The organism is Mycoplasma anserisalpingitidis (genome assembly GCF_007859615.1).
GTDB lineage: Bacteria > Bacillota_I > Bacilli_A > Mycoplasmatales > Metamycoplasmataceae > Mycoplasmopsis > Mycoplasmopsis anserisalpingitidis.
Map to the genome: position 1 here is coordinate 485,150 of NZ_CP042295.1, position 22,153 is coordinate 507,302.

The following is a 22,153-nucleotide window of genomic DNA, read 5'->3' on the forward strand; positions in this document are numbered from 1 at the left end:
ATAAAAAAGCATTATAATTATATAAATTGAAGCACTAACGTACTTCAAGGACTTTGATTAAAATGCTTTGTTAAATGACTTTTCTATTTCATATTTTTTTTCTTTTTTTTTTTTTTTTTAAGCATTATATAATTAAATTATGAGATTATTCGCACATATAAAAATTAAAAAGAATTACAGAAATTTTATAGATTTATTAAATTTGATTGATAAAACAAAATTTATCAATGATAAGAAAATAGATATTGAAAAATTTGATGATATTTTGTTATCAATAAACAAAAATAATAAAAAGATTAATATAAATTTATTTATTCAATCAATTGATTTTTTAATATTATTAAACTCTTTAGGATATTTAGAAATAAACTTACTAAAATTTAAGCATTTAATTGACTACAGTTTTACTAAATTACAAAAAACAATTAATAAAAATACTCAATCAGATAAGTTAAAGAAAAAAATTAATGAATTTAATTTTCTTGTAAATTCAGTTCTTTTATTCAAAGAAGAAAAAGAATATAAAGAATATTGCAAGATTGTTGATCAAACTATAAAAGTCTTTAATAATTTATTAAAATCAAACATAAATTTAAGTTCAAAAAAAATAAGCAAAAAAACTAAATTTATTTTAATAATTGCTAGTTCTGTTTTAGGATTTATAGCAGTTTCATCTGCTTTAATTATTCCAACAACACTACATATATTAAATAAAGATAAGACTAAAGAAAACAAAACAGTACCTTGAACTGAATTACAACCTTCAATTAAAGTTAAATACAACTTATATAAATTGAAAAATATTCCTTGAAGTTTTCATAATCGAATCAATGATAATATAACAAATAAAACTGAAGAAAAATTAAATATTCTAGATGAACAATTTGCAAAAAATAGTGATTTAAATATAAAATGAGTACAAATATCAAATTATTATGATGAATCATCTCTAGATTTAAGAGGAGATTATAAAAGAAAATTAGAAAATTTATTTAATTCAAAAAAAGATATTGATACACTAATATCTCAAATAATAGATTTAAATAAAGAATACAAGAATAATATTGAAAAATATTATGAAGATATTTTTTTATATTTCAATAAATATACTAAACCAACTCATAATTTATTAAATAAATCTTTATTAGTAAATAAAGTTTACGAGGAAACATCAAATATTATTGTTGATAGTATTATTAAAGAATTTAACTATGAATTTGTAAATAATTATGATATTTATCAAAAAAATTCTTTTGAACATCTAAAAAGCTTTTACAGTGATATTAACAAATTTATTGATCTAATAAATAAACATTCTTTATTTGTAAAAGATCTTAAATTAAGATATCTTCCTACAGAAGATGATACTAATGAAATTAAAAAAATATTCAATGATTTTAGAAATGAACAAAATAGTAATTTTGATATTTACATTATTAAAACAATACAAAATTATATTGATTATTTTAGCAAGGGTAATTTCTTCCCTTTGATTGTCGAACGTTTAACATATTTCAAAAACAACTTTGATTTTGCTATTAAAGAACATACTATGCAATGATTTATTACCAAAGACAAAAAATACACATTAAATCCGGGTAATGCTGAAAACATTGAATGAAGACTACCATATATGCGAGATAGTATATATGGTCTTATTGTATTAAATAGTGAATATATCATTAGTTGATTAAAAAATTATGATGAGTGATTATGAGTAATAAACAATGATGAAAAAATCGGTAAAATTAATTTAGAAAATGTTAACGCATTTAATCACTATAAAGATTTTAAAAATGAATTTATTGCTAACGAGTTTAAAGATTATGAAAACTTTTATATTAATGTAATAGGCTGAAAAAGAGATTTTTACGAAGATGAAATATTAAAAAATCTTTATGAAATATTAATAAAAATTTATGGTGAAGATAACTTCAAAATTAATGACTGAAATTCAGAAATTAATTTTAGTGATAATCCATACATTCCAAATAATTTTGATTTTGATTTATACAAAAAATATTTAAATAATAGCATTGATAGTGCTGAAGTTTCGCGACCTATTATTTATGATTTACTTACTGAACAACCTAATTATTTTTCTGATTTTCAACAGAATTCACTTTGGGGTTTAAAACTAAAAAATAAATTTGTTTATAAAGAGATTAATATTGATAAAAATTATGATTTTCCCGGTATTAATAAATTAACCAAAACCAAATATGGTAGTATCGATTTTGATAATTATGAAGATAAAGAAACTACAAGAAGGCAATTCATTCAATGACGCAAAAATTGAGAAAAATTATTAAGTAAATTTATCTCTAAAAATTGAAATCAAAAACAAATCATTTTAGCACTATCTTTTTATATCAATTCTAATGTTATGTATATGTATAATAATACTGAAAGAAGCTTTAATACTGACGGTAATAATTTTTATAATCCTGCTTCACTTTTTGAAACTGATAGAACGCTTCAATGCTATGGATACAGTCAAAATCTTTCATTAGCTCTTACCCTACTTAATATTCCAGTAAGGATAATTACAGGTGAAACGTTTAGCGACACACAAAATCCATTAGTAAGTAGTGGTGGACACGCTTGAAATGAAGTATTTATTGATAATAAATGAGTAAGTGTAGATTTAACTTTTGCTGACTACTACGAAAGCTGAAGTAATTTTAATAGTGAGTTAAATTTAGAAGAGATATTTTTAGATAGAGATAGTGGGAGTCGTACTATGTTTAGATTAGATTTCTTAAGCTATATCACAACAATCATAAAATATCTAAACAAAGATGAAAATGGTAATTATGTTCATAACTATGTAGATCTACCAACTCATTACAGTACTAATCCTGAAACTGAACTTAAATGAGAAAATATGCTTCCACTTTTAAGAAAACAATATAAAACTAATCAATATTAACACCTTTTTGGTGTTTTTATTTGTCTCAATTAAATAATAATAATAAAAATAAAACTCCCGCTTTAACAGGAGTTATTGAAGAATTTTACTTTTGTGATTATAAAAAATAGAATTAAAAGTTTGAATAAGATTAGCTAACAAAAAATCCAAACAATTTTTATCACATTTTGAAAAATTACATATTTATTATAACACAAAAATCATTATCTAATATATTTATTTTTGTTTTTATTGTGCTGACTTTTAGATTTTTATAGCACAATTAAAACATATTAAATCTATTTTGTTTAATTCTGATTTTGATAAATAGCACTAATTTAAAAGCAGAACTTAAATAGGTAAATATGCTAGCAATTATACGTAAACAATATAAAACTTGAATAATTAATTGTCTTAGGATAGTTCTTATTATTATTTTCGATAATTAATACTTACAACATTACTAAAAAACATTCAAATATGAAAAAAGGTATCGAATTGCTTAATATTCCTATTCGCATTTCTCCTGCTTTTATGTATAAAAAACATCTACTATAAAAGTAGATGCTTTAACATAGTCTTGTTTTACCTTTTAAAACAACTAATAATTTAAGGTATTTTATTTCTTAACATAAAATGTAGCTTTTCCCTTACCATATCTTGTTATATATCCTTCTTCTATTAATTGTTTAAGCAATATAATTTAACTATCTCATATTGAAAAAATGTATTAAAGAATTATTTCTGTTTTTTAATAATTCTAATAATTCGTTTAATTCGATTATGAACTTACTATAATATTCTGTTTCTGTAAGTAAAATAAATTCATTTAAGGATTTAAGAAAATCAGAAATATATTTATCTATAAAATATAAATTATCAAAAAAATCAAATGAATGAGTAAAAACATTTAATATTTGCCTATTAAATATACTTATAACTTTTTTGATAAAAAAATCATAAACTTCTTTTGTAAATCCATAATCTGAATTATCAAAACAAAATTCATCGTTAAAGTTTTCGAGATGATATTTTAAATGTAATATTTCAAAAAGATTTGCGTTAGCTCTAATGATTTCTAATATTGTTGCATCAAAATTTGAGTCATTAAAATTAATTGAAAATATTTTGGAAGAACATTTTAATTATGATAAAAATAATTCCAAAATCTATTTATTTTGCGACGGTGCAAGAATTTTCAAAAATATGTGTGTTAATAACAATTTCACACTGATTTATGACTGATATCACTTAAAAAAGTACTTTCTAAACATTTTTAGTTATGATAAACGTTGAAAAAGTTCTAAGAATTATAAACGTTGAACTTATTTAGGTCAATACGTTGATTACAATGAAATTTTTAAACAAATTCTAAATGCTTTAGAAGTTCAAGATTATGATATCTTATTAAAAATTATTTCTGAGTTATTGAATAAAATTAAAGAATTAAAGTCAGAAATTTTATTTTATGATTTGATTAAGGCATATAACTTTTTACTTAAAACACCTGAATTAAAATCACATTTTGAAAACAGAACCGCAAAAGCTGAGTCAGTAATTTCAAAATTTAAAACAGATTGCTTTAATAAAAAAGGTTGTGCAAGTTTGAATAATATAAAGTTTAAGTTAAAATTTAAGTGTAGTAAAAATAACTTTTATAAACTTTATGATGAAGAGAAAATCAAGGAAATTCTTAAATTAAGATAATAAGTCATAACTGTATTCATATACAGTTATTTTTTATGTAAAAAAGGAATATATGAGTAAATATCAAAAGGAAATTGAATTTTTAACAAAACAGATATTAGACTTAACAATAGAAGATAATTCTCAAAATCCAACTACAATTAAAACTTATAATCAAGATAATAATTTTCTAAAAAAATTAATTGTTTTTCAAGAGAAATATAGAGGTTTTTCATATTCACAAGAGATTAATAATTTAATTAAAAGTGTTGTTTTAAATTTTAAGAATAAAGAAAAAAATAAATATTTAGTTGCTTCTAAGGATAAATTAGTTTTTTGTGAATTGATTTATGTCCTTTGACCTAATTTAAGTCATTTTAATAGTTTCTATACTGTAGATTTTAAAAATGTTTTAGGTAAAAACGCTGAAAATTCAATTACTAATTTAGAAAAATTGATTGAAGAGATTAAAGAGTTAAATACTAATGAAAAAGTAGTTGTTATTGTAGAAAACTTTAATAATTTGAATTTAGAAAATGAAAAAATAATCAAATTATTAAATGAAGAGTTAAATAATATAAGCAAAAACATTATTATTTTCTTCAGTACATATACTGATTTAACAAATGAAAGTCATTCCATTCCATTTATTGATGAAATTGTTGATTTTAATAATCTACCTAAGGATAATTTAATAAACTGATTTCTTACATATATTTATAAATTAGCTAATGGTTATAAATTTACAGAAAAAAATTGATATAAAGTTGAAGAAATTGTTAAAAATGTTAAAAATTTACCTTATCCGAATAAAATGCTTGTCTTAATTAATGATTGTTTAAATCAATTAAAATCAATTGAAAATTTAACAAAAACTAAATACGAAAATTCATTTATTAGATTGTTAAAGAAATCATTAAATTAAAGACAATAAAAGGAAGTGTTTTGCATCAAGCACAAATATTTAAGAAAATTATTGTTAAAATTTTATTTTTCAAATCATATGAAAATATTTCCACTTTTAATATATAATATCTTAGAAAGGAATATATAAATGAATTTACAATTACCAAAAAATAAAAAGAAATGACTTATTGTCGGTGGTGGAGTTGCTTTAACAGCATTATCTGTTGGTTTTATTGCTTCAACAGCACAATATTGTTCCTCAGCAAAAACCGTTAGAAAACAGGAAACTGAAATTGTATTACTTAAACTTAAAATTAATGATCTTGAACAACAAAATAAACAATTGATTAAAGAAAAAGAAGAATTAACTGCTGAATTAAACTCATTGAAACAACGTCTTGAAACTTTACAAGCTCAATATGATCGTTCACGTAATGCTTGAAAAAGCACAACTGCTAACTATTTAAGTAAAATTAGTGATTTAAATAAGAAATTAAATTCTGATGATAATCGTTTTGAACCTTCAATTAATCCTGAAGAAAATGAAAAACCTGAATTAAGTTTTGAAGAGGAAATTGAATTATTTAAAAATAATGTTATTAGTTCAAAAGAACAATATAGTATTAGATTAAATGAACTTAAACAACAGCTTAGTGTCTTAAGAATTGAAACTAATTCAGAAACCACACAAAATTATGTTGATGAATTCTTAAAAGAGTTAAATGCTAAACAGGCGTTAATTGAAAATATGCCTGTAAATTCTCTTGAAGACATTACTGAGTTAGTAAATAGAATTAATTCAAGTGAAAGTGTTATTAATAAACAATACTTCAATCTTGTTGCAGAATTAACTAATGAAATTGCTAACAAGAAAGATACTATTGCAGAAAAGGAAAAACAACTTGCATCAGCATTTGAAAATGCTAAAGGTTTAATTAAACAAATTTTAGAAGCATCAGAAAATCAAATTGAGTACTTACTTAATTTAAGAGATAAAGTTAGTGTTTATCTTAATAAGGATTATTCTCAATATGCGTCTGAAGAATTTGCAAATAATATTAAATCAAGTGCTAACAACTTAATTTCTGATATTAATAACTATAAAATTGAATTAACTGTTGCGATTGAACAAGCTAAATTAGATTATGAAAAAGCACTTGAAAGTAAAAGAGTAGAGGACTTTACAAGTATCAACATTAAGAGTTTTGGAATTAAAAACAAGATCTTTTTAGATGAATTCGACTCACTTGCTAATAAAGATTTTGAGCAAGCATTTGCTAAATATACTAAACAACTTGCTGAATATGCTAAAAAATCACAGGAATACAATGACTTACAAATTGAGAATAATAAGAACTTAGCTAAAATTGAAGAATTAAACCGTGAATTATCTTTAGCAGAAGAAAAAATCAATAATTTTGATTCAACAATCACTGATTTAAATCAAAAACTTAAAGACAAGTTAATTGATTCTTTAATTCAAGTAAATTCTGTTTTAGAAACTGTAATTACTTCTTTAGAGAATGATAGTGCTGATAATAGTGAATTAGTTAATCCGCTTAAAGAACAATATGATGTTATCTTAAATACCATTCTTGAATCAACTGATCCAGAATTTGTAGAGAAATATTCAGATATTGCTAATAGTGCTTTAGCACTTATTTCAGACTTAATTTTCAATTATCAACAAAGTAGAGTTTTACCGCTTGAAGGAGAAATTGTTAAATTAAATACTGAAATTGAGAGATTGAATAGCACTATTGAAACAATGAAAACAAACATTGCTACAAAAGAAAGTTTAATTAGTCAATACCAAGAACAAATTGCTGAATTAGAAACTGAAAAAGAAACTTTAACAACTAATTTAGCATCTGCTAATGAAGAATTAGAAAACACAAAAACTGAATTAGAAGACTTAAAATTTTCTAATCAAACATTTTTAATTTCTCAAAAAGATGAATTAGCTAAAGTTAATAATAAACTTGATTTATTAAAAACTAAAGCTAAAGAAATTTTAGCTATTTCAGAAGAAAGTAGCGCAAAAGAAGAATTAAGTGCTTTAGTTGATAGTGAAACAAGTACTAATGTTGAAGAAAGTATTGATAAAATTACTGAAGAGATTAAAAATAACAGTGAATTATCATTAAACATCATCAATAAACTTAATGAAGTGTTAAAAGTAAACTATGATAAAAAGATAGCTGATAAAGTTGCTGAACTTGAAGAACTTGGTACTCAAAAAGACCAAATTGAAGCTTCTAAAAGCTCTTTAGAGAATGAATTGAGTGTTAAAACTGCTGAAAACCAAGCTACTTCAGAAGAATTGAAAGACTTAGTTTCTAAACAAAATGATTTAATTACTGAACAAGGAAACAAATTTGATCAATTAATTTCTAAATACAAAGAATTAAGAGAACAAGCAACTGAATTATTAAGTAATTCTGAAAATTCAAGTCAAAAAACTGAACTTGAAAACAAATTAAGTCAAAGTGTAGAAAGTGAAAAATCAAAAGAATTAAGTACTTTAGTTTCTCAAAACAACAATATCAGTGATTATAATATTGGATTAGTTGAGTTAATTAAAGAATTAACAAAAGTTAATTATGAAAAACAAATCAAAGATAAAAATGCTTATGAAGTTTTATTAAAAAACCAATTAACTGAAACTCAAGCTTCAAAAGATAAATTAGATGAAGAAGTTAAAAAACTTGAAGCAGAGAATAGCGAGCTTAAGAAAAATCAAGGTACTAAAGTACAAGAGTTAGAAACTAAATTAGCTACTGCTAATGAAGAAACTAGAAAACAAAGTACTTTAGTTGCTGAAAAAGAAAAAGAAATTCAAAGATTATCAAGATTAAATAGTTCTTACTCTTCACAAATTTCTACTTTACAATCACAAATCAGAACATTAGAGTCAGATAAAAATAGCTTACAATCTCAATTAGCTTCTATGACTACCAGTAGAAATTATTGAGAAATGAGATATAAAGATTTAATCGGTAGACCAGATAAAATAGAACAAGATGATTCAGTAATATCTAGTCCTGTTGAATCAGATTCAACCAACAAATTGATTACCACACCATATAATATGACTTTAAGTCAAGAAGTTCAATTAGTTGTTAAAGATTTACTTCAAGGGGAAGCAGGATTTAATAATTACATAATTCTTACTAAAAATCAAAAAGATAAAGAAATCCAAGAAAAAATACTTAAAAATTTTGGATTTCACTTTGGGACTAACTCAATTTATAAATTTGAAGAAATTTCATATACTCAAGCTAAAAAACTCACTAAAAATTTATCAACTATCACATTAACAAAAGACTCAAAAATTAATACCAATAAATTTGATGATTTTAAACAAATGTTCAAAAGTGAAATGTTTTGTTTAGATCTAGGATATGTATCAGGTACCTTTAATTCAACTTCTATTTATAAATCAGATAAACAATTCACTAATTCTGAATGACAATTTCAACCGGGGCTAAATTATGATTCTGGAGATAAACAAGATTATAGGTTCAACCCAAAAACTAACTATATTTATTACCAAATCAATGAACAACAAAACTATAGAATTAATCAACAATTATTGATAATTACAGATTCACCAAGTCAAAAATCATATATTGGTATGTGCTATACATTTACTTCCAAAAATTCTTCATATAATAAAACTATAACTTTAAGATCATTAGGTACAAAATATGATAGTGATAAATTAACTCACGGAGAATATAAGCAAGGTCAAGACTTAAAACCAACAAATTTCAAATTCTATCCAGAAGAGAAAAGAATAAGAGATTTATACTCTCAAATCAATGATTTACCACTCACAAGAATTGAATATAGAATAAACACCCCAAATATGAGACTTAACTCAAATTCAATTGTGTTATCACACATTTCTATTAACGAAAAGCGATAAAAATTGCTTTTTTCTTTTGTTTTTTTTAAACATTATATAATTACATTATGAGAATATTCGCACGTACAAAAATTAAGAAAAATTATATTGAGTTTATAAACATATTAAACTTAATTGATAAAACAAAATTTATTAATGATAAGAAAATAGATATTGACATTATATAATTACATTATGAGAATATTCGCACGTACAAAAATTAAGAAAAATTATATTGAGTTTATAAACATATTAAACTTAATTGATAAAACAAAATTTATTAATGATAAGAAAATAGATATTGAAAAATTTGATAATGTTTTGTTATTAATAAACAAAAATAAGAAGAAAATTAATATAGATTTATTTATTCAATCAATGGATCTTTTATTGATATTAAATTCTTTAGGATACTTGGATATAAACCTATTTAAGTTTAAGATTTTAATTGATTATAGTTTTACTAAATTACAAAAAACAATTAATAAAAATACTCAATCAGATAAGTTAAAGAAAAAAATTAATGAATTTAATTTTCTGGTAAATTCAGTTCTTTTATTCAAAGAAGAAAAAGAATATAAAGAATATTGTAAGATTGTTGATCAAACTATAAAAGCATTTAATAATTTATTAAAATCAAACATAAATTTAAGTTCAAAAAAAATAAGCAAAAAAACTAAATTAATTTTAATAATTACTGGTTCTATTTCAGGATTTATAGCAGTTTCATCTGCTGTAATTATTCCAACAACACTACATATATTAAATAAAGATGAATCTAAAGAAAACAAAACAGTACCTTGAACTGAATTACAACCTTCAATTAAAGTTAAATATAACTTATATAAATTGAAAAATATTCCTTGAAGTTTTCATAATAGAATCAATGATAATATAACGAATAAAACAGAAGAAAAATTAAATATTCTAGATGAACAATTTGCAATAAATAGTGATTTAAATGTAAAATGAGTACAAATATCAAAATATTATGACGAATCATCTTTGGATTTAAGAGAAAATTACAAAAGGAAATTAGAAAATTTATTTAATTCAAAAAAAGATATCGACACTTTAATCATTCAAGTAAATAATTTAAACGATGAATACAAGAATAATATAGAAAAACATAATGAAGAAATCTATTTATATTTCAACCAATACATTAAACCTATAGATAATTCACTCAGTAAAGTTATAAAAGCTAATGAAGTTTATGATAGATCATTTGATATTATTATTGAAAATATTATTAAAAAATTTAATTATAATTTCATAAATAATTTTGATATTTATGATAAAACATCATTTGCACATCTCAAAATCTTTTATAGTGATTTAAATACATTTATTGATAAAATTAATGAACATTTTTTAGATATAAAAGATCTTAAATTAAGATACATTCCAACAGAAGAGAATATTGAAGAAATTGTAAAAATATTTGATGAATTCAAAAATAATAAAAATAACAATTTTGATATTTACATTACTAAAACAATACAAAATTATATTGATTATTTTAGCAAGGGTAATTTCTTCCCTTTGATTGTCGAACGTTTAACATATTTCAAAAACAACTTTGATTTTGGTATTAAAGAACATACTATGCAATGATTTATTACTAAGGATAAAAATTTTACTTTAAGTCCGGGTAATGCTGAAAATATTGAATGAAGACTACCATATATGCGGAACAGTAGATATGGACTTATTAAATTAAATAGCGAATATATTATTAGTTGGTTAAAAAATTATGATGAGTGATTATGAGTAATTAACGATGAAGAAAAAATCGGAGAAATTAACTTAGAAAATGTTAAAGCTTTCAATCATTATAAAGACTTCAAAAATGAATTTATTGCTAATGAGTTTAAGAATTATGAAAACTTTAATATCAATGTATCAGATTGAAAATATAAAGTTGATAATAAGATTATTTTAAATAATTTATATAATGAATTATTGAAAATTTACAACGCAAATTCTTTTGAAATAAATGATTGAAATTCAGAAATTAATTTCAATGATAATCCATACATTCCAATTAATTTTGATTTTAATTTATATAGAAAATATATAAATAATACAATAAAACAAGTTGAATATACTCGTACTATTATTTATGATTTACTAACTGAACAACCTAATTTTTTCAGCAATTTTTATCAACTTCCACTATATACGTTAAAAGTAAACAATCAATATTTTAGTAAAGAGAAAAATGAAGATGATACTTTTGATTTTCCATATATTAATAAATTATTTTTAGATAATGATGGATGAATTGAAGAAAAATACAATGAAAATAGGAAAAATATAATAGATCAACTTATATTATGACGTAAGAATTGAGAAACTCTTTTATCTAAATATATTTCTAAAAATTGAAATAAAAAACAAATTATTCTAGCACTTTCATTTTATATTACATCTAATGTAATGTATATGTATAATAATATTCCTTTTAGTTTTAATACGGATGGAAATAATTTTTATAATCCTGCTTCACTTTTTGAAACTGATAGAACACTTAAATGCTATGGATATAGTCAAAATCTCTCTCTAGCACTAACACTACTTAATATTCCAGTTAGAATAATTAGTGGTTATATATTTGATGATATACAAAATCCATTAGTAAGCAGCGGGGGACACGCTTGAAATGAAGTATTTATTGATAATAAATGAGTAAGTGTAGATTTAACTTTTGCAGACTACCAAGAAAGCTGAAGTAATTTTAATAGTGAGTTAAATTTAGAAGAGATATTTCTGAACAGAGATAGTGGAAGTCGTACAATGTTTAGATTAAAATATATAAGCTATATCACAACAATCATTAAATACCTAAATAAAGATGAAAATGGTAATTATGTGCACAATTATATTGAATTACCAACTCATTACAGTACTAATCCTGAAACTGAGCTTAAATGAGAAAATATGCTTCCACTTTTAAGACAACAATACAAAACTAATCAATATTAACACCGGTAATTATGTGCACAATTATATTGAATTACCAACTCATTACAGTACTAATCCTGAAACTGAGCTTAAATGAGAAAATATGCTTCCACTTTTAAGACAACAATACAAAACTAATCAATATTAACACCATTTTAAACTAGGACAACGAAAGTTGACAAAAAATTATTTTAAAACATCATTGCAAATTGCTTTGGTGTTTTTTATTTGCATTAATTATTTCATTCATTAAATTAAATAATAGTGCATAATAATTATGTAAATGTTTCCATTTACAAATAAAGTTGAAGACTCAAAAGGAGAAAATGAAACATAAAGATTTTTTAAGCAAAATAGATTATGCTATTTATGACTATGAAAGCAAAATACAGGATAATGCATTTACTGGTATTGAAGATATAGGACGTTTTACATTTAATAATGTTTTTTATTACTCAAGAAATGAAAATGAAAAAATATCTGTCGAAGAACTTGTTGAAGAAATAGCTTCAAAGAATATACCAAGACGAAGACATGAAATTTTTAAACTAGTTCCAGAATTAGAATCTAAAATCAATGAAATTTTATTTGACGGTACTTATGATAACTTTGACCAATTGCTAAAACGTGCACTCTTTGAATATCAAAAAGATTTTGTACTAGAAAATATTGAACATTTATTTAGATTACATTTTCTAAATTTAGCTAAAGAAATTGTTAAAAATAACGGAAGAGAAGAAATTAAAGTCAATTGAGAGTGATTTAATGATTTAGTTATTAAGAAAGCTAAAGAGTTTTGTTCAAAAGATGTGTTGTATAAGTATGTTCCGACAGAATTTAATGAATTTAAAGAAATTTTAGTCTAGTAAATGTAAATCAGGCATATAAATAAAACAAAAATGAATAATAACAACACCATTTCGGTGTTTTTCTTTACATAAATTATTTAACTTTATTAAATTTTATAATAGTGCATAATAATTATGTAAATGTTTCCAATTTACAAATTAAAACTATTAAATTAATAAATAAAAAGAGAAATATGAAAATAAAAATTACACCAACACAAATTGAAACATATTCAGATAATTCATCATTAATCTGTTTTCCTAAAAATTCTGAATATAAAAGATTTAAGTTTTGACTTTCGAATAAAAGAGTTTTTAAAACTGGTTGATTTTATACTATTTATATTGATGAAAAAGGTACAACAACTATTTTTAAAAATGGAAATGGGCAGTGAAATAAATTTGAAAAAATAAGTGAACAAAAAATCACAAATAAAAAATTAATAGAAGCTTTTTCACATCAACAAGACAGCATTATTGAGAAAAAACATAGATATCATTAAAGAAAAATAACCAAATAATACTTTATACGTCATTTATACCGACAAATAAACCGACAAATGTCTATTTAAAATGACGGTTTAAAATGAATTATTGTAATTTTCTATTATAAATTGATTAATTTAGTGTTGTTTTGCAAATTAATAGATGTTTAACCCGACAGGAATAAAAATATACCGTCATTTATACCGACATTTAAACCGTCAAAAATATAAATGTTGCTATAATATTAAAATGACTAATAATAATTGCTATATAGAATCAGAAATTTTGGAGTTAAAAGAAAAAATGAATGATAATTTAACATTCTCTAGTCTTAAAATATATTATGAAGAGAAAAATAAGCATTTGGATAACAATACTTTTGAAAAGAACCTTTCATTAAGAAATTCACTTAATCAATACAATCTTCTTGCAGAATTACTAGCAGATAAAAACAATTTATCATTAGTTTTTGTTAAATTTAATGGAATTGATAAAACCTCTATTTCGCAAAGAGTTGACGTAGGTAATGTTTGTATAATTACAGCGTACAAAAATCTTATAAATAGACTTAAATCACTAAATACAAATTTTTTAGATACAACTGTTAGACCTAGAATAGAGACTCCACTTTTTGATATGGATTCAGTAAATGAAGCAATTTTAAACGCAATTATCCATAATGATTGAACAATTGGAACTCCACAAATTTCATTTTACAGTAATAGAATTGAAATTGTTTCTCACGGTGGATTGATATCTGGATTAAGTGAAGATGAATTTTTTGATGGGATTAGTAGACCAAGGAATCCAAGTTTAATGAGAGTTTTCATTGATTTAGGATTAGCCGAACATACAGGGCATGGTGTTCCTAAAATAATTAGTGTTTATGGAAGAGAATCAATTAAAATTGGTAATAGTTCAATAAAGTGTATTATTCCTTTTAATATAAATGGTAATGCTAAAAGTAATGAAAATTTTGATGAAAACTTAATTAACAATAATGAAGAAAATAATAAAACAAATTATTTTGATAAATCATTATTAAACTTAAGGGATAATGAAAGATTAATTTTAAATTACATTACTAACAACTCACAAATTACAGTACTAAAGCTTTCAGAATTAACAGGACTTTCAACTAGAACAGTTGAAAGAATAATTTCTTCACTACAAACTAAATCAATTTTAATTAGGGAAGGTTCAAAGAAAAAAGGTAAGTGAGTAATAAAAATATTAAATTATGAAAAAAAATAACACAAAATCAATATTTTTTAGTTTTTGTGTTATTTTTTATTTTTATAATAAACTTAAGGTGATTAAATTATTTGATTAATTTCAATAACAAAAATACAACTCTTCAAAAATCTAACAACACTAAATCTATCAATAAAAAATACTTTTAACATCAAAGATAGCATCAAGTGCTATAGATGTTAAACAGAAATGTGCAGAATTAGAAAATACTCAAAAATCGTTTTTCTTAAGAACGTAAAAAAGAACAGTCATACAACAATTGCTGTATGACTGTTTTATATTTTTGGTCCTTTTAGTAAAATTATAGTGCAAAAAAATAAGAAAGGAACCAATATGATTATAGCAAATATTAAAAATTCTCTTAAAGAAGTTGTGTGTATTAAAACTAAAGAAAAACACTTACCAAACAACCATTATTTAATAAAAAATTCTGAAGAAGAAATCAGAATTCTTCATTCAAAAGTTATAAATACTAGATTACTCAAAGCGAATCAAATGAACATTCTTCATTTGAATGAATGTCTAAGATTATTTAAAGAAGGAAAGAATTTTTCTCAAGTTTCAGAAATGATTGGATTTCAAACACACACCATTAAAAAGTTATTGAAAATTTCAACAACAAATCAGGGTGATTTTGTTAAGAAATATAAAAAAGTTTGTCGCAACTGTGATCAATATATTAATTATGTAAACTACATTGATTTCCAATTAATTGCTGAACATCTTATGCTTTATAAGTCTAAAAGAACAAGACTTCATTCAAAGACTATTCAAAATAAATGAAGAGATTTTATTAGATTTTGAAAATCTGAAGTTAGTTATTATAGGAAAAATAGATTCAATAAAGATTTTACAAAAAGAGCAATCAAAGTTTCAGCTAAAGCTCTTGTTAATAAATTTAAGAACCTATTTCCTAACAGTTTCTGTCCTACTCCTAGCGCTGTATATAAGTGCTTAAAGTCAAATCAGTTTAATTTATCTATAGATATTTTGCTCTTTCTTTCTGTAGGAAAATATCACAAAAAAACTAAAAAAGTTCAAAAAAGTTCTCTTAAAAATGCTGTTAGTATTCACCAAAGACCTGATGAGGCCAACCATAGATTAGAGGAAGGTCATTTTGAGCTTGACACTGTGATTGGACAAAGCAAGGATAAGAATTGTTTGGTAACTTTATTAGATAGAAAAACTAGAAAACTTTATGTAATATTAGCACGCAAAACTTCTGAGTCAGTTAAAGATGCTTTACTCAAAATGATTAAAATTAATTCAATAAAAATAACAACATTAACTGTTGATAATGGCTCCGAGAACGTGCGCTTGCACGAAGTTATTTCTAACAACAATTTATTTAAATGTGATGCATATTGTTCATATCAAAAAGGCTCAATAGAGAATATCCACAGACACATTAGAAGATTTATTCCTAAAGGTGTTTCCATGGATAAATTCACAAATAAACAGATTTATGCGATGAGCAAAAGAATTAATGAATATTTAACACTCATTAATCAATAGTTTTACTAAAAATTTTAAAAATCGGTCATGACCGATTCTTTTGGTGTGCTTTTTTATATAAAAAAGCATTATAATTATATAAATTGAAGCACTAACGTACTTCAAGGACTTTGATTAAAATGCTTTGTTAAATGACTTTTCTATTTCATATTTTTTTTCTTTTTTTTTTTTTTTTTAAGCATTATATAATTAAATTATGAGATTATTCGCACATATAAAAATTAAAAAGAATTACAGAAATTTTATAGATTTATTAAATTTGATTGATAAAACAAAATTTATCAATGATAAGAAAATAGATATTGAAAAATTTGATGATATTTTGTTATCAATAAACAAAAATAATAAAAAGATTAATATAAATTTATTTATTCAATCAATTGATTTTTTAATATTATTAAACTCTTTAGGATATTTAGAAATAAACTTACTAAAATTTAAGCATTTAATTGACTACAGTTTTACTAAATTACAAAAAACAATTAATAAAAATACTCAATCAGATAAGTTAAAGAAAAAAATTAATGAATTTAATTTTCTTGTAAATTCAGTTCTTTTATTCAAAGAAGAAAAAGAATATAAAGAATATTGCAAGATTGTTGATCAAACTATAAAAGTCTTTAATAATTTATTAAAATCAAACATAAATTTAAGTTCAAAAAAAATAAGCAAAAAAACTAAATTTATTTTAATAATTGCTAGTTCTGTTTTAGGATTTATAGCAGTTTCATCTGCTTTAATTATTCCAACAACACTACATATATTAAATAAAGATAAGACTAAAGAAAACAAAACAGTACCTTGAACTGAATTACAACCTTCAATTAAAGTTAAATACAACTTATATAAATTGAAAAATATTCCTTGAAGTTTTCATAATCGAATCAATGATAATATAACAAATAAAACTGAAGAAAAATTAAATATTCTAGATGAACAATTTGCAAAAAATAGTGATTTAAATATAAAATGAGTACAAATATCAAATTATTATGATGAATCATCTCTAGATTTAAGAGGAGATTATAAAAGAAAATTAGAAAATTTATTTAATTCAAAAAAAGATATTGATACACTAATATCTCAAATAATAGATTTAAATAAAGAATACAAGAATAATATTGAAAAATATTATGAAGATATTTTTTTATATTTCAATAAATATACTAAACCAACTCATAATTTATTAAATAAATCTTTATTAGTAAATAAAGTTTACGAGGAAACATCAAATATTATTGTTGATAGTATTATTAAAGAATTTAACTATGAATTTGTAAATAATTATGATATTTATCAAAAAAATTCTTTTGAACATCTAAAAAGCTTTTACAGTGATATTAACAAATTTATTGATCTAATAAATAAACATTCTTTATTTGTAAAAGATCTTAAATTAAGATATCTTCCTACAGAAGATGATACTAATGAAATTAAAAAAATATTCAATGATTTTAGAAATGAACAAAATAGTAATTTTGATATTTACATTATTAAAACAATACAAAATTATATTGATTATTTTAGCAAGGGTAATTTCTTCCCTTTGATTGTCGAACGTTTAACATATTTCAAAAACAACTTTGATTTTGCTATTAAAGAACATACTATGCAATGATTTATTACCAAAGACAAAAAATACACATTAAATCCGGGTAATGCTGAAAACATTGAATGAAGACTACCATATATGCGAGATAGTATATATGGTCTTATTGTATTAAATAGTGAATATATCATTAGTTGATTAAAAAATTATGATGAGTGATTATGAGTAATAAACAATGATGAAAAAATCGGTAAAATTAATTTAGAAAATGTTAACGCATTTAATCACTATAAAGATTTTAAAAATGAATTTATTGCTAACGAGTTTAAAGATTATGAAAACTTTTATATTAATGTAATAGGCTGAAAAAGAGATTTTTACGAAGATGAAATATTAAAAAATCTTTATGAAATATTAATAAAAATTTATGGTGAAGATAACTTCAAAATTAATGACTGAAATTCAGAAATTAATTTTAGTGATAATCCATACATTCCAAATAATTTTGATTTTGATTTATACAAAAAATATTTAAATAATAGCATTGATAGTGCTGAAGTTTCGCGACCTATTATTTATGATTTACTTACTGAACAACCTAATTATTTTTCTGATTTTCAACAGAATTCACTTTGGGGTTTAAAACTAAAAAATAAATTTGTTTATAAAGAGATTAATATTGATAAAAATTATGATTTTCCCGGTATTAATAAATTAACCAAAACCAAATATGGTAGTATCGATTTTGATAATTATGAAGATAAAGAAACTACAAGAAGGCAATTCATTCAATGACGCAAAAATTGAGAAAAATTATTAAGTAAATTTATCTCTAAAAATTGAAATCAAAAACAAATCATTTTAGCACTATCTTTTTATATCAATTCTAATGTTATGTATATGTATAATAATACTGAAAGAAGCTTTAATACTGACGGTAATAATTTTTATAATCCTGCTTCACTTTTTGAAACTGATAGAACGCTTCAATGCTATGGATACAGTCAAAATCTTTCATTAGCTCTTACCCTACTTAATATTCCAGTAAGGATAATTACAGGTGAAACGTTTAGCGACACACAAAATCCATTAGTAAGTAGTGGTGGACACGCTTGAAATGAAGTATTTATTGATAATAAATGAGTAAGTGTAGATTTAACTTTTGCTGACTACTACGAAAGCTGAAGTAATTTTAATAGTGAGTTAAATTTAGAAGAGATATTTTTAGATAGAGATAGTGGGAGTCGTACTATGTTTAGATTAGATTTCTTAAGCTATATCACAACAATCATAAAATATCTAAACAAAGATGAAAATGGTAATTATGTTCATAACTATGTAGATCTACCAACTCATTACAGTACTAATCCTGAAACTGAACTTAAATGAGAAAATATGCTTCCACTTTTAAGAAAACAATATAAAACTAATCAATATTAACACCTTTTTGGTGTTTTTATTTGTCTCAATTAAATAATAATAATAAAAATAAAACTCCCGCTTTAACAGGAGTTATTGAAGAATTTTACTTTTGTGATTATAAAAAATAGAATTAAAAGTTTGAATAAGATTAGCTAACAAAAAATCCAAACAATTTTTATCACATTTTGAAAAATTACATATTTATTATAACACAAAAATCATTATCTAATATATTTATTTTTGTTTTTATTGTGCTGACTTTTAGATTTTTATAGCACAATTAAAACATATTAAATCTATTTTGTTTAATTCTGATTTTGATAAATAGCACTAATTTAAAAGCAGAACTTAAATAGGTAAATATGCTAGCAATTATACGTAAACAATATAAAACTTGAATAATTAATTGTCTTAGGATAGTTCTTATTATTATTTTCGATAATTAATACTTACAACATTACTAAAAAACATTCAAATATGAAAAAAGGTATCGAATTGCTTAATATTCCTATTCGCATTTCTCCTGCTTTTATGTATAAAAAACATCTACTATAAAAGTAGATGCTTTAACATAGTCTTGTTTTACCTTTTAAAACAACTAATAATTTAAGGTATTTTATTTCTTAACATAAAATGTAGCTTTTCCCTTACCATATCTTGTTATATATCCTTCTTCTATTAATTGTTTAAGCAATATAATTTAACTATCTCATATTGAAAAAATGTATTAAAGAATTATTTCTGTTTTTTAATAATTCTAATAATTCGTTTAATTCGATTATGAACTTACTATAATATTCTGTTTCTGTAAGTAAAATAAATTCATTTAAGGATTTAAGAAAATCAGAAATATATTTATCTATAAAATATAAATTATCAAAAAAATCAAATGAATGAGTAAAAACATTTAATATTTGCCTATTAAATATACTTATAACTTTTTTGATAAAAAAATCATAAACTTCTTTTGTAAATCCATAATCTGAATTATCAAAACAAAATTCATCGTTAAAGTTTTCGAGATGATATTTTAAATGTAATATTTCAAAAAGATTTGCGTTAGCTCTAATGATTTCTAATATTGTTGCATCAAAATTTGAGTCATTAAAATTAATTGAAAATATTTTGGAAGAACATTTTAATTATGATAAAAATAATTCCAAAATCTATTTATTTTGCGACGGTGCAAGAATTTTCAAAAATATGTGTGTTAATAACAATTTCACACTGATTTATGACTGATATCACTTAAAAAAGTACTTTCTAAACATTTTTAGTTATGATAAACGTTGAAAAAGTTCTAAGAATTATAAACGTTGAACTTATTTAGGTCAATACGTTGATTACAATGAAATTTTTAAACAAATTCTAAATGCTTTAGAAGTTCAAGATTATGATATCTTATTAAAAATTATTTCTGAGTTATTGAATAAAATTAAAGAATTAAAGTCAGAAATTTTATTTTATGATTTGATTAAGGCATATAACTTTTTACTTAAAACACCTGAATTAAAATCACATTTTGAAAACAGAACCGCAAAAGCTGAGTCAGTAATTTCAAAATTTAAAACAGATTGCTTTAATAAAAAAGGTTGTGCAAGTTTGAATAATATAAAGTTTAAGTTAAAATTTAAGTGTAGTAAAAATAACTTTTATAAACTTTATGATGAAGAGAAAATCAAGGAAATTCTTAAATTAAGATAATAAGTCATAACTGTATTCATATACAGTTATTTTTTATGTAAAAAAGGAATATATGAGTAAATATCAAAAGGAAATTGAATTTTTAACAAAACAGATATTAGACTTAACAATAGAAGATAATTCTCAAAATCCAACTACAATTAAAACTTATAATCAAGATAATAATTTTCTAAAAAAATTAATTGTTTTTCAAGAGAAATATAGAGGTTTTTCATATTCACAAGAGATTAATAATTTAATTAAAAGTGTTGTTTTAAATTTTAAGAATAAAGAAAAAAATAAATATTTAGTTGCTTCTAAGGATAAATTAGTTTTTTGTGAATTGATTTATGTCCTTTGACCTAATTTAAGTCATTTTAATAGTTTCTATACTGTAGATTTTAAAAATGTTTTAGGTAAAAACGCTGAAAATTCAATTACTAATTTAGAAAAATTGATTGAAGAGATTAAAGAGTTAAATACTAATGAAAAAGTAGTTGTTATTGTAGAAAACTTTAATAATTTGAATTTAGAAAATGAAAAAATAATCAAATTATTAAATGAAGAGTTAAATAATATAAGCAAAAACATTATTATTTTCTTCAGTACATATACTGATTTAACAAATGAAAGTCATTCCATTCCATTTATTGATGAAATTGTTGATTTTAATAATCTACCTAAGGATAATTTAATAAACTGATTTCTTACATATATTTATAAATTAGCTAATGGTTATAAATTTACAGAAAAAAATTGATATAAAGTTGAAGAAATTGTTAAAAATGTTAAAAATTTACCTTATCCGAATAAAATGCTTGTCTTAATTAATGATTGTTTAAATCAATTAAAATCAATTGAAAATTTAACAAAAACTAAATACGAAAATTCATTTATTAGATTGTTAAAGAAATCATTAAATTAAAGACAATAAAAGGAAGTGTTTTGCATCAAGCACAAATATTTAAGAAAATTATTGTTAAAATTTTATTTTTCAAATCATATGAAAATATTTC

12 protein-coding genes are annotated in these 22,153 nt (G+C 22.3%); all 12 read left to right on the plus strand.

The genetic code is table 4. The features are described 5' to 3' along the window. The first annotated feature begins 139 nt into the window (after positions 1-139). The 12 genes from FRW55_RS01920 (at position 140) to FRW55_RS01975 (ending at position 22,062) form a co-directional block, all read left to right on the plus strand. A complete protein-coding gene (locus FRW55_RS01920; protein WP_146368502.1) occupies positions 140-2,932 on the plus strand; it encodes a transglutaminase-like domain-containing protein in 2,793 nt (930 codons plus the stop codon). 1,050 nt (positions 2,933-3,982) lie between these two features. Then, complete coding sequence (locus FRW55_RS01925) at positions 3,983-4,618, plus strand: hypothetical protein (protein ID WP_146368503.1); 636 nt, start codon at positions 3,983-3,985, stop codon at positions 4,616-4,618. Between the two features lie 52 nt (positions 4,619-4,670). After that, positions 4,671-5,522 carry a hypothetical protein gene (locus tag FRW55_RS01930; protein WP_146368504.1) on the plus strand — a complete coding sequence of 284 codons (852 nt, stop codon included), beginning with the start codon at positions 4,671-4,673 and terminating at the stop codon, positions 5,520-5,522. 129 nt (positions 5,523-5,651) lie between these two features. Beyond that, positions 5,652-9,434 (plus strand): hypothetical protein, encoded by a 3,783-nt coding sequence (locus FRW55_RS01935; RefSeq protein WP_146368505.1) that lies wholly within the window; start codon positions 5,652-5,654, stop codon positions 9,432-9,434. A gap of 174 nt (positions 9,435-9,608) precedes the next feature. After that, positions 9,609-12,401 carry a transglutaminase domain-containing protein gene (locus FRW55_RS01940; protein ID WP_146368506.1) on the plus strand — a complete coding sequence of 931 codons (2,793 nt, stop codon included), beginning with the start codon at positions 9,609-9,611 and terminating at the stop codon, positions 12,399-12,401. 305 nt (positions 12,402-12,706) lie between these two features. Continuing rightward, entirely contained in the window at positions 12,707-13,246 is a 540-nt protein-coding gene (locus FRW55_RS01945) for a hypothetical protein (RefSeq protein WP_146368507.1), read from the plus strand. 176 nt (positions 13,247-13,422) lie between these two features. Continuing rightward, the gene (locus tag FRW55_RS01950; protein WP_146368508.1) at positions 13,423-13,731 is read left to right on the plus strand and encodes a hypothetical protein; all 309 of its coding nucleotides are present in this window, start codon (positions 13,423-13,425) and stop codon (positions 13,729-13,731) included. Positions 13,732-13,963: 232 nt separating this feature from the next. Continuing rightward, entirely contained in the window at positions 13,964-14,968 is a 1,005-nt protein-coding gene (locus tag FRW55_RS01955) for an ATP-binding protein (protein ID WP_162848275.1), read from the plus strand. 333 nt (positions 14,969-15,301) lie between these two features. Next, complete coding sequence (locus FRW55_RS01960) at positions 15,302-16,483, plus strand: IS30 family transposase (RefSeq protein WP_162848276.1); 1,182 nt, start codon at positions 15,302-15,304, stop codon at positions 16,481-16,483. 196 nt (positions 16,484-16,679) lie between these two features. After that, positions 16,680-19,472, plus strand: coding sequence for a transglutaminase-like domain-containing protein (locus FRW55_RS01965; protein WP_146368502.1), 2,793 nt, complete (start codon positions 16,680-16,682; stop codon positions 19,470-19,472). A 1,050-nt stretch (positions 19,473-20,522) separates the two neighbouring features. After that, on the plus strand, positions 20,523-21,158 hold the full coding sequence (locus FRW55_RS01970; protein WP_146368503.1) for a hypothetical protein: 636 nt from the start codon (positions 20,523-20,525) through the stop codon (positions 21,156-21,158). A 52-nt stretch (positions 21,159-21,210) separates the two neighbouring features. Next, positions 21,211-22,062 (plus strand): hypothetical protein, encoded by an 852-nt coding sequence (locus FRW55_RS01975; RefSeq protein WP_146368504.1) that lies wholly within the window; start codon positions 21,211-21,213, stop codon positions 22,060-22,062. Positions 22,063-22,153: the final 91 nt, after the last annotated feature.